The sequence below is a fragment of the Geodermatophilus sp. CPCC 206100 genome (assembly GCF_048569675.1).
Taxonomy (GTDB): Bacteria; Actinomycetota; Actinomycetes; order Mycobacteriales; family Geodermatophilaceae; genus Geodermatophilus.
The window spans coordinates 21085-31412 of sequence record NZ_JAQISV010000014.1 but is presented as its reverse complement, the minus strand read 5'-3'; the positions used below and the strand labels follow the sequence as shown (position 1 = coordinate 31412).

Genomic DNA, 10328 nt, shown 5'->3' with positions numbered 1-10328 from the left:
ACGGGGGAGACTGTCTCCTCGTGCAGAAGGACACCCTCCTCCCCGGCCCACGCACGGCGACACGAGGGAGCGAGCCGCTGGACCCGGACGCGGCGATCTCCGTCCGGGGGCTGGTGAAGCGCTACGGGACGGCGGCCGCGGTCGACGGGCTCGACCTCGACATCCGCCGCGGCGAGATCTTCGCCCTGCTCGGCCCCAACGGCGCGGGGAAGACGACGACCGTCGAGATCTGCGAGGGCTTCCGCGGCCGGGACGGCGGTGAGGTCCGCGTCCTCGGCGCCGACCCCGCCCAGGCGTCCCGCCGGTGGAAGGCGCAGCTGGGGATCGTCCTGCAGTCCGGCGCCGGGGACAGCCAGCTCACCTGCCGCGAGCTGGTGCGCGCCCAGGCGTCCTACTACCCGGACCCGCGCGACCCCGACGAGGTGCTCGAGCTCGTCGGGCTCACCGAGAAGGCCGGTGCCCGCGGCCGGTCGCTGTCGGGCGGGCAGCGGCGCCGGCTGGACGTCGCGCTCGGGATCGTCGGGCGGCCGACCCTGTTGTTCCTCGACGAGCCGACCACCGGCTTCGACCCCGAAGCGCGGCGGCAGTTCTGGTCGCTGATCCGCTCGCTGCGCGACCTCGGTACCACGATGCTGCTGACCACCCACTACCTCGACGAGGCCGAGGCCCTGGCCGACCGGGTCGGCGTCATCGCCCGCGGCCGGCTGGTCGAGGTCGCCGTCCCCTCAGCGCTGGGTGGCCGGGGCGCCGCACCGGCGATGGTCACCTGGACCGAGGACGGCGCCCGGCGCAGCGAGGCCACGCCCACGCCGACCGCCTTCGTCCAGCAGCTGTCCACCCGGTTCCCCGGCGAGGTCCCCGACCTCGCGGTCACCCGGCCCACCCTCGAGGACGTGTACCTGCAGATGATCGGAGAGCGCTCGTGACCGCCGTCCAGGACCGGGACGCCGTCGTCCTGCCGCCGGTCGCCGCTGTCTACCGCTCCCGGTCGGTGGTCGAGCTCAAGGAGTTCTTCCGGCAGCGCGAGTCGGTCGTCTTCACGCTCGCCTTCCCGGTGATCCTGCTCGTGGTCTTCGGCGCCGTCCTCGACTACGACATCGGCGCCGGGGTCAGCTTCACCCAGTACTTCATGGCCGGGATCGTGGCCGCGGGCATCCTCGGCGCCAGCCTGCAGAACATGGCGATCAGCATCGCCACCGAGCGCTCCGACGGGACGCTCAAGCACCTGTCGGGCACCCCGATGCCCAAGAGCGCCTACTTCGTCGGCAAGGTCGTCCAGGTCCTCGCCGTCACGGTGCTGATCGTGCTGATCCTGCTGGCGGTCGGGCGGCTGGCCTACGGCGTCCCGCTGCCGTCGGGCAGCGACTGGTTCACCTTCCTGTGGGTGGCCGCGCTGGGCTCCTCGGCGTGCACGCTGCTCGGCATCGCGCTCTCCAGCCTGGCCAAGAACGGCCGGTCGGCCTCGGCGATGATCACGCCGATCGCGCTGGTGCTGCAGTTCATCTCCGGCGTCTTCTTCCAGTTCAGCCAGGTGCCGACGTGGATGCAGACGATCGCGGCGCTCTTCCCGCTCAAGTGGATGGCGCAGGGGCTGCGCTCGGTGTTCCTGCCCGACGTCCTGGCCGCGCAGGAGCCGGCCGGTTCGTGGGAGCTCGGGCGCGTGGCGCTGGTGCTCGGGCTGTGGTGCGCCGCCGGGCTGGTGCTGTGCGTGCTCACCTTCCGCTGGCAGGACCGCGGCACCGACTGACCGCCGGTTGTCACGGAAACCGACGGACGGCAACGGGACTCTCGGCGCCGAACGTCCGGTCGGGGACCCAGGGTGAGCGCTGGGTAGCGTTGCGCCGTGCCCGCACCGCTCGACGCCGACGCCCTCCGCCGTGCTCCGAAGGTCCTGCTGCACGACCACCTGGACGGCGGGCTGCGGCCGAAGACGGTGCTCGAGCTGGCCGACGAGTGCGGCTACCGCGGGCTGCCGGCCACCGACCCCGGCGAGCTGGAGCGCTGGTTCCGGGGTGCCGCCGACTCGGGGTCGCTGGTGCGGTACCTGGAGACGTTCGCGCACACCGTCGCGGTGCTGCAGCGGCCCGAGGCGATCGCCCGGGTGGCCCGCGAGTGCGCCCTCGACCTGGCCGCAGACGGCGTCGTCTACGCCGAGGTCCGCATGGCGCCGGAGCTGGCCACCGCCGCGGGGACGCCGATCGAGGCGGTCGTGGAGGCGATGCTCGACGGCTACGCGCAGGGCGCACGGGAGGCCGCCGCGGCCGGCACCCCGATCACGGTCGGCACGCTGCTGTGCGCCATGCGGCAGGCGAACCGGTGGGACGAGGTGGCGGGCCTGGTGGTCCGCTACCGGGACGCCGGGGTCGTCGGCTTCGACCTGGCCGGCCCGGAGATCGGCTTCCCGCCCGACCGGCACCCGTCCGCGATCGCGCTCCTGGACCGGGCCGGCGCGCACCGCACCATCCACGCCGGCGAGGCGGCCGGGATCGACAGCATCGTCGCCGCCCTCGACGGTGCCCGCGCCGAGCGGCTGGGGCACGGGGTGCGGATCGCCGACGAGGTCGCCGCCGACGGGTCGCTCGGGCCGGTGGCGCGGCGGGCCCTCGACGAGCAGGTGCCCCTCGAGGTGGCGCCGTCGTCCAACGTGCAGACCGGGGCCTACCCCTCGCTCGCCGAGCACCCGGTGGGCCGGCTGCACCAGCTGGGCTTCGCGGTCACGCTCAACACCGACAACCGGCTCATGAGCGGGGTGTCGGTGACCAGTGAGCTCGCCGACGTCGCCGCCGCCTGCGGCTGGGGCTGGGCGGACGTGCAGACGGTGACCGAGCGCGCGCTCGCCGCGGCGTTCACCGACGACACGGAGCGCGCCCGCCTGCTCGACCAGGTCGTTCGCCCCCGGTACGCCGCGCTGCAGTCCTGACGGAGGGTGACCGCGGCCACCCCGCTCTCGGGAACAGCCGGACGATCTCCGCTGCTAACCTCTACGTACCGGCACTCAGGCCGGTCATCCTCCCGGACGGTTCGTCCGGGCATGAGCGCATCCGTGCAGATCCCGCGTTCCACCTCTGGGCGCAGCTGATCGCCAGTGAGGACGCCGGTACCTGCGGCGCACTCCTCTCCCACGGGACGCGCTCCGAGCTGTATCGGAGCCCCACCCCGCATGACTGTGGTCCACCCCGTCTCGTTCGAGTCGGACGACATCCAGAACACCACCGAGCAGACCGTCGCGGCCGTCGCGACGGAGCACACCGTCGAGGTCGCGGCCGAGCCGACCGGCCCGACGTTCGGCGAGCTGGGCCTGCCCCAGCAGCTCGTGACCGCCCTCGAGCGGCGCGGCATCCGCCACCCCTTCGCGATCCAGACGTCGGCCCTGCCCGACGCCCTGGCCGGTCGCGACGTCCTCGGCAAGGCCGCCACGGGCTCGGGCAAGACGCTGGCCTTCGGCCTGCCCCTGCTCGCCCGCATCGGCGCCGAGGTCAAGAACGGCCGGCGTGCGCCGCGCGGCCTGGTCCTCGTGCCGACCCGTGAGCTCGCCCAGCAGGTGCACGACAACCTGGCGCCCCTCGGCCAGGCCATCGGTGTCCAGCTCGCCACCGTCTACGGCGGCGCGCCCATGTACCGCCAGATCCAGCAGCTGCGCCGCGGCGTCGACGTCGTCATCGCCACCCCCGGCCGGCTGCAGGACCTGATCAGCCAGGGCGAGGCCACCCTCGCCGAGGTCGTCGTCACCGTGTTGGACGAGGCCGACTTCATGGCCGACCTGGGCTTCCTCCCGGTCGTCAAGGAGCTGCTCGACCAGACCGTCCCGGACGCCCAGCGGCTGCTGTTCTCGGCCACGCTGGACGGCGAGGTCGACGCCCTGGTCCGCCGCTACCTGAAGGACCCGGCCCGGCACGAGGTCAAGCGCGCCGGGGACGACGCGCCGCCGGCCGAGCACCTGGCGTTCAGCCTGGCGTTCCGCGACAAGCTGCAGGTGGCCACCGAGCTGGCCGGCCGCCCGGGTCGCACGATCGTCTTCGCGCGCACGCAGCTCGGCGTCGACCGGCTGACGGAGAACCTGCAGGCCGCGGGCATCAAGGCCGAGGCCATCCACGGCGGGCTGCCGCAGTCGGCCCGCAAGCGGGCGCTCGAGGCGTTCACCGACGCCCGGTCCCCGGTGCTGGTGGCGACCGACGTCGCCGCCCGTGGCATCCACGTCGACGACGTCTCGCTGGTCCTGCACTACGACCCGCCGACGGACGCCAAGACCTACCTGCACCGGTCGGGCCGCACCGCCCGCGCGGGTGCCGCCGGTGTCGTGGTCTCGCTGCTGCTGCCCGACCAGGTCGGCCAGGCCAAGCGCCGGTTCCGCACGGCGAAGGTGGACCCGATGGTCGACCGGATCCGTCCGGGCGACGCCCCGATCGCCGACCTCGTCGCCAAGGGCGTGCACGTCGAGCCGATCGAGCGCGCCGTGCGCGACTCCCGCCGTCCCGCGGGCTCCGGCTCCGGCTCTCGGCGCCCGCGCCGCGAGGGCGACCGGCCGCGTCGTCCCTACGGCGACCGTCCGGCGGGTGACCGCACCCGCGGCGAGCGCCCGTACGGCGAGCGCTCGGGTGGCGAGCGGCGCGGAGGCGGCGACCGTCGTCCCAGCGCCCACCGCGGGCAGGGGCAGCGCCCCGGCCGCTCGGGGCAGTTCTCCGACTGAAGAAGGGCCCTCCTGCCCCCGCCACTCGCAGGCTCGTGGCGGGACCCTGCAGGAGGGCCAGCACGGCAGGGGGCGGTCCCGGTTCCCGGGGCCGGCCGCTGCCGTCTGTGCTGTCCGCCGCGAGGTGTTGGAGGCTCTGCCTACGATCCGGGTTCCCGGACGTGGGCATTGCTTCCTCCACCTCGCTAGTCGCGGAAGACCAGAGCGCCGCTGACCTGGGTCACGACCTCGTCCCAGGCCGCCCGCACCGCGGCGGCGTCCTCCGCGCGCAGCGGGGCGTCGGGCTCCACCTCGGCGCGGGCGACCGCCCGGCCCAGCGGCTCGGTCGGGCGCAGCAGCTGCTCGACGCGGTCGAGCCCGGCGTACTCGGCGATGTCCCGGACGCCCTCGACCGGCTGGGCGATGGCGCGGTGGGGGACCAGCCCGGCGGCGCCGTCGGCGACCTCGGCCATCACGTCGGTCAGCTCGGTGAGGTCGTAGCGGTCCTGCTCGGCCGGCAGCGGCGGGGTGTCGGTGTCGGCGACCTCGGGCCAGGACGCGATCTCGGTGAGGTCGTGCTCCTCGTCCCCGGCGCAGAAGCGGGTGAGCTGCTCGGGGGAGGGGAAGACGAAGACCTCGCCGTTCCGGCCGAGGAAGCGCGCCTCGTCCTCCACGTAGCAGCGCAGGGTCACCCCGGCACCCTCCGGGACGACGACCTCGACGGGCAGGATCCCGACCGCCTCCCAGAACTTCGCGGCCTCGGCGACCTGCGACGGGTTCGCGCGGATCCGGCCCGGACGGGCGATGGCGCTGACCGGCGTCGCGCCGGCCGCGGTCGCGCCGGTGGGTGCGACGTCGACGTCCTCGTCGGCCAGGTCGTCCTCGGCCTCGGCCGCCTCCTCCGCCGACGGGTAGTCGGCGAGGGCGACGGTGCCGCCGCCGGTCCAGTCCAGGTGGGCGCCGAGCTCCTCGAGCACGTCCTCCCACAGGTCGTCCAGGGCGGCGCCGACGCCGAGCCAGGCGTCCTCACCGGCCCGACCGACGAAGGCGTCGACGCCGAGGCCCAGCGATCCGATCTCCGGCCGGGCCACCAGCTCGGCCAGCGACCCGAACTCCCCGCCGCGCTCCACCTCGGCGTCCGGACGGCGGTCGAGCTCGACGTCGGCGTCCACGTCCCGGTCGTCGTCGGTGTCGGTCAGCTCCTCGTCGTCGGTCAGGTCGTCCTCGTCGCCGGTGTCCAGGCACTCGGCCAGCCGGCTGACGATGTCGACGGTCGCGGCCAGCTCCTCGACCGCCCAGCGGTCGGGGTTCTCGGCGGCGATGTCGTAGACGCCGTCGAGGTCGTAGCGGTGGTCGTCGTCCGGCGTGAGGTCGGCGGCGCCCAGGCCGACCACGACCGGCCAGACCGGGTGGTCGGCGAGGTCGTGGTCGGTGCGGGTGCGGCAGAACGCGGCCAGCGCCGCCGGGGTCGGGAAGAGGTGGACGCTGGCCCGGTCGTCCTCGGAGGTGCCGAGGAAGGCCTGCCACTCCTCGCCGTCCTCCTCCCACGGCGGAGCCCACAGCGTGTAGCCGGTGCGGTCGTCGACGGTGAGGGCGATGGGGACGATGCTGGGCCTGGCCACGGGGTCATCCTGCCCGGTCCCCCGGGGACCGCACCTCCGGGTTGCTCAGAGCCCCATCGGGTGCCAGACCGTCTTCGTCTCGAGGAACGGCGTGAGCCGCGACAGCCCCGGGTCGGCGGACCAGTCCGGCTCCTCGGCGGGCGGGCGGACGACCCGCTTGATGCTGCTGGCCGCCAGCCGCTCGAGCTCCATGGCGCGGCCGGGGGGCGCCCCGGTGAGGTCGACGGCGTCGACGTCGTCGTGCTCGGCCAGCCAGGGCCCGAGCTCGCCGGCGTCGCCGGTGAGCAGGTTGACCACCCCGGCCGGGACGTCGCTGGTGGCCAGCACCTCGGCCAGCGTGACCGCCGGCAGCGGCCGCTCCCTCGACGTCACGACGACGGCGGTGTTGCCGCCGGTGAGGACCGGCGCCAGCACGCTGACCAGGCCCAGCAGCGACGAGCGCTGCGGGGCGAGGACGGCGACCACGCCGGTCGGCTCGGGCAGCGAGAAGTCGAAGTAGGGACCGGCCACCGGGTTGGCCCCGCCGAGGACGGCGCCGAGCTTGTCGGTCCACCCGGCGTACCAGACCCAGCGGTCGATGGCGGCGTCCACGGCGGCGCGGGCCTTCGACGTCGACAGCCCCTCCTGCGCGGCGACCTCCTCGCAGAACTGGACGTGCCGGCCCTCCATCACCTCGGCCACCCGGTAGAGGACCTGGCCGCGGTTGTAGGCCGTCGCGCGCGACCACTTCGCGAAGGCGGCGCGGGCGGCGACCACGGCGTCCCGGGCGTCCTTGCGGGACGCGTGCGCGGCGTTGGCCACGAAGTTGCCTCGGGCGTCGGTGACCTCGTAGGTGCGGCCGGACTCCGAGCGCGGGAACGCGCCGTTGACGTAGAGCTTGTAGGTCTTGCGGACGGCGAGTCGCTCGTTGCCGATCACTGGCCCACCACACTCCCCTTCAGGTACGCGGTCAGCCCGTGCCGGCCGCCCTCGCGGCCGTAGCCGGACTGCTTGTAGCCGCCGAAGGGCGACGTCGGGTCGAACTTGTTGAAGGTGTTGGCCCACACCACCCCGGCGCGCAGCCGGTCGGCGATCGCGAGGATCCGCGAGCCCTTCTCCGTCCAGATGCCGGCCGACAGCCCGTAGGTGGTGTTGTTGGCCTTGGCGACGGCCTCGTCGGGGGTGCGGAAGGTGAGCACGCTCAGCACGGGCCCGAAGATCTCGTCGCGGGCGATCCGGTGGGCGGGGGAGACGTCGGTGAACACCGTCGGCGGGAACCAGAAGCCGCGGTCGGGCAGCTCGCAGGCCGGCTGCCAGCGGGAGGCCCCCTCGGCCTCGCCGATGTCGGACAGCTCGCGGATGCGCGCCAGCTGCTCGGCGGAGTTGATCGCGCCGATGTCGGTGTTCTTGTCCAGCGGGTCGCCGACGCGCAGCGTGCCGATCCGCCGCTGCAGGCTGGCGATGACCTCGTCGTGGACGGACTCCTGCACCAGCAGCCGGCTGCCCGCGCAGCACACGTGCCCCTGGTTGAAGAAGATGCCCTGCACGATGCCCTCGACGGCCTGGTCGATCGGGGCGTCGTCGAAGACGATGTTGGCCGCCTTGCCGCCGAGCTCCAGGGTGAGCCGCTTGCGGGTGCCCGCGACCGCGCGGGCGATGGAGCGGCCGACCTCGGTGGACCCGGTGAAGGCGACCTTGTCGACGTCCTCGTGCTCGACGACGGCCCGGCCGGTCTCCCCGGCACCGGTCACGACGTTGACCACGCCCGGCGGCAGGTCGGCCTGCCGGCAGACCTCGGCGAACAGCAGCGCGGTCAGCGGCGTGGTCTCGGCCGGCTTGAGGACGACGGTGTTGCCGGTGGCCAGGGCCGGGGCGATCTTCCACGCCAGCATGAGCAGCGGGAAGTTCCACGGGATGACCTGCCCGGCGACGCCGAGGGGTCGCGGGCCGGGGCCGAGGCCGGCCCAGTCGAGCTTGTCGGCCCAGCCCGCGTGGTAGAAGAAGTGCGCCGCGGCTAGGGGGACGTCGACGTCGCGGGACTCCCGGATCGGCTTGCCGTTGTCCAGCGACTCCAGGACGGCGAACTCCCGTGCCCGCTCCTGCAGCAGCCGCGCGATGCGGAACAGGTACTTGCCGCGGTCGGCCGGGCGCATCGGCCCCCACACGCGGGTGAACGCCCGCCGGGCGGCGCGGACGGCCCGGTCGACGTCGGCCGCGGTGCCGGCGGCGACCTCGGACAGCACCTCCTCGGTGGCCGGGTTGACCGTCTTGAACGACTCGCCGCTGCCGTCGACGAACTCGCCGTCGACGAACAGCCCGTAGGACGGCGCGATGTCGACGATGGACCGCGACTCGGGCGCGGGGGCGTACTCGAAGGCGTTGCTCATCTCAGTCCACCGTCACGTGGTCGGGGCCGGAGTAGTGGCCGGTGCGCAGCTTCTGCCGCTGCAGGAGCAGGTCGTTGAGCAGGCTGGAGGCGCCGAAGCGGAACCAGTCGGGGGAGAGCCAGTCGGGCCCGGCGACCTCGTTGACGAGGACCAGGTGCTTGACGGCGTCCTTCGTCGTCCGGATCCCGCCGGCCGGCTTGACCCCGACCTGGCGGCCGGTCGCGGCACGGAAGTCGCGGACCGCCTCCATCATCACCAGGCAGACGGGCAGGGTCGCGGCGGGGGAGATCTTGCCGGTGGAGGTCTTGATGAAGTCGCCGCCCGCGAGCATCGCCAGCCACGAGGCCCGGCGGACGTTGTCGAGGGTGACCAGCTCGCCGGTCTCGAGGATGACCTTCAGGTGCGCGTCCCCGCAGGCCTCCTTGACCGCGACGATCTCGTCGAAGACGTCGAGGTGGCGGCCGGCGAGGAAGGCGCCGCGGTCGATGACCATGTCGATCTCGTCGGCGCCGTTGGCGACGGCGTCCCGGACGTCGGCGAGCTTGACCGACCGGCTGGCCCGGCCGCTGGGGAAGGCGGTGGCGACGGCGGCGGTGTGGATGCCGGTGCCGGCGAGCGCCTCGCTGGCCACGCCGGCGAGGTCGCCGTAGACGCACAGGGCGGCCACCTGCGGGCAGGTCGGGTCGGTGGGGTCGGGCTGCCTCGCCCGGGCCGCCAGCGAGCGCACCTTGCCCGGGGTGTCGGAGCCCTCGAGGGTGGTCAGGTCGACCATCGAGATCGCGGCGTCGATCGCCCAGGCCTTGGCGGTGGTCTTGATCGACCGGGTGCCGAGCACGCCGACGCGGGCCTCCGCGCCGACCTGGTCGACCCCCGGCAGGCCGTGCAGGAAGGCCCGGAACGCGGCGTCCGAGCGGGTCACGTCGACGAACGGTGCCAGGGGCTCGCGCCGCGGCGGGGTTTCCGCCGTCAGGGCGTCGGGGTCGAGCACGTGGGTCATGCGGCCATTCTCCCCTGAGCCGCCGACAGGGCGGCCGCTACGGTGTCGCGCGTGCAGCTGACCGTCGTCGACCACCCGCTGGCCCGTGCCCGTCTCACCCGCATGCGGGACGAGCGGACCGACAACGCGGCCTTCCGCGCGGCCTTGCGCGAGCTGACCCAGATGCTGGTCTACGAGGCGACCCGCGACCTGGCGGTGGCCGAGGACCCGATCACCACGCCGGTCACCACGACCACCGGCTACCGGCTGGCGGCGCCCCCGCTGATCGTGCCGGTGCTGCGGGCGGGTCTCGGGATGGCCGACACCGCGCACGGGATGCTGCCGGAGTCCCAGATGGGCTTCGTCGGCCTGGCCCGCAACGAGGAGACCTTCCAGCCGGAGGCCTACATGGCCTCGCTGCCGGAGTCGCTGGTCGACCGGCAGGTCTTCGTCCTCGACCCGATGCTGGCCACCGGTGGCTCGCTGGTGCACTGCTGCGGGCTGCTCACCCAGCGCGGAGCCACCGCGATCACCGTGCTGTGCGCGCTCGCCGCGCCGGAGGGCCTGCGCCGGCTGGAGGAGAGCGGACTGCCGCTGCGGGTGTTCACCGCCTCGGTCGACGAGGGGCTCAACGACAAGGCCTACATCGTCCCGGGGCTGGGTGACGCCGGCGACCGCCAGTTCGGGGCGGTGTGACC

9 protein-coding genes are annotated in these 10328 nt (G+C 74.1%); 5 read left to right on the top strand and 4 right to left on the bottom strand.

Annotated elements, in window-relative coordinates:
• Positions 1–20: 20 nt before the first annotated feature.
• From PGN05_RS07795 to PGN05_RS07780, 4 genes are all read left to right on the top strand, one after another.
• Complete coding sequence (locus PGN05_RS07795; protein WP_419751973.1) at positions 21–926, top strand: ABC transporter ATP-binding protein; 906 nt, start codon at positions 21–23, stop codon at positions 924–926.
• Positions 923–1747 carry an ABC transporter permease gene (locus PGN05_RS07790; protein ID WP_419751972.1) on the top strand — a complete coding sequence of 275 codons (825 nt, stop codon included), beginning with the start codon at positions 923–925 and terminating at the stop codon, positions 1745–1747. The genes PGN05_RS07795 and PGN05_RS07790 overlap by 4 nt, the downstream gene beginning before the upstream one ends.
• A 96-nt stretch (positions 1748–1843) precedes the next feature.
• Positions 1844–2920, top strand: coding sequence for an adenosine deaminase (locus PGN05_RS07785; RefSeq protein WP_419751971.1), 1077 nt, complete (start codon positions 1844–1846; stop codon positions 2918–2920).
• 240 nt (positions 2921–3160) lie between these two features.
• A complete protein-coding gene (locus PGN05_RS07780; RefSeq protein WP_419751970.1) occupies positions 3161–4687 on the top strand; it encodes a DEAD/DEAH box helicase in 1527 nt (508 codons plus the stop codon).
• Between the two features lie 185 nt (positions 4688–4872).
• On the opposite strand, the gene PGN05_RS07775 is transcribed toward PGN05_RS07780, so the two are convergent.
• From PGN05_RS07775 to deoC, 4 genes are read right to left on the bottom strand one after another with little or no spacing between them, the layout of a single operon-like run.
• Positions 4873–6288 (bottom strand): hypothetical protein, encoded by a 1416-nt coding sequence (locus PGN05_RS07775; protein WP_419751969.1) that lies wholly within the window; start codon positions 6286–6288, stop codon positions 4873–4875.
• Between the two features lie 45 nt (positions 6289–6333).
• Positions 6334–7206 carry an aldehyde dehydrogenase family protein gene (locus tag PGN05_RS07770; RefSeq protein ID WP_419751968.1) on the bottom strand — a complete coding sequence of 291 codons (873 nt, stop codon included), beginning with the start codon at positions 7204–7206 and terminating at the stop codon, positions 6334–6336.
• Complete coding sequence (locus tag PGN05_RS07765) at positions 7203–8654, bottom strand: aldehyde dehydrogenase family protein (RefSeq protein ID WP_419751967.1); 1452 nt, start codon at positions 8652–8654, stop codon at positions 7203–7205. Before PGN05_RS07765 ends, PGN05_RS07770 begins: the two co-directional genes overlap by 4 nt.
• Before the next feature lies 1 nt (position 8655).
• Complete coding sequence (gene deoC / locus PGN05_RS07760) at positions 8656–9651, bottom strand: deoxyribose-phosphate aldolase (RefSeq protein ID WP_419751966.1); 996 nt, start codon at positions 9649–9651, stop codon at positions 8656–8658.
• Between the two features lie 51 nt (positions 9652–9702).
• On the opposite strand from deoC, the gene upp reads away from it, so the two are divergent.
• Positions 9703–10326 (top strand): uracil phosphoribosyltransferase, encoded by a 624-nt coding sequence (gene upp / locus PGN05_RS07755; protein WP_419751965.1) that lies wholly within the window; start codon positions 9703–9705, stop codon positions 10324–10326.
• The last annotated feature ends 2 nt before the right edge of the window (positions 10327–10328 follow it).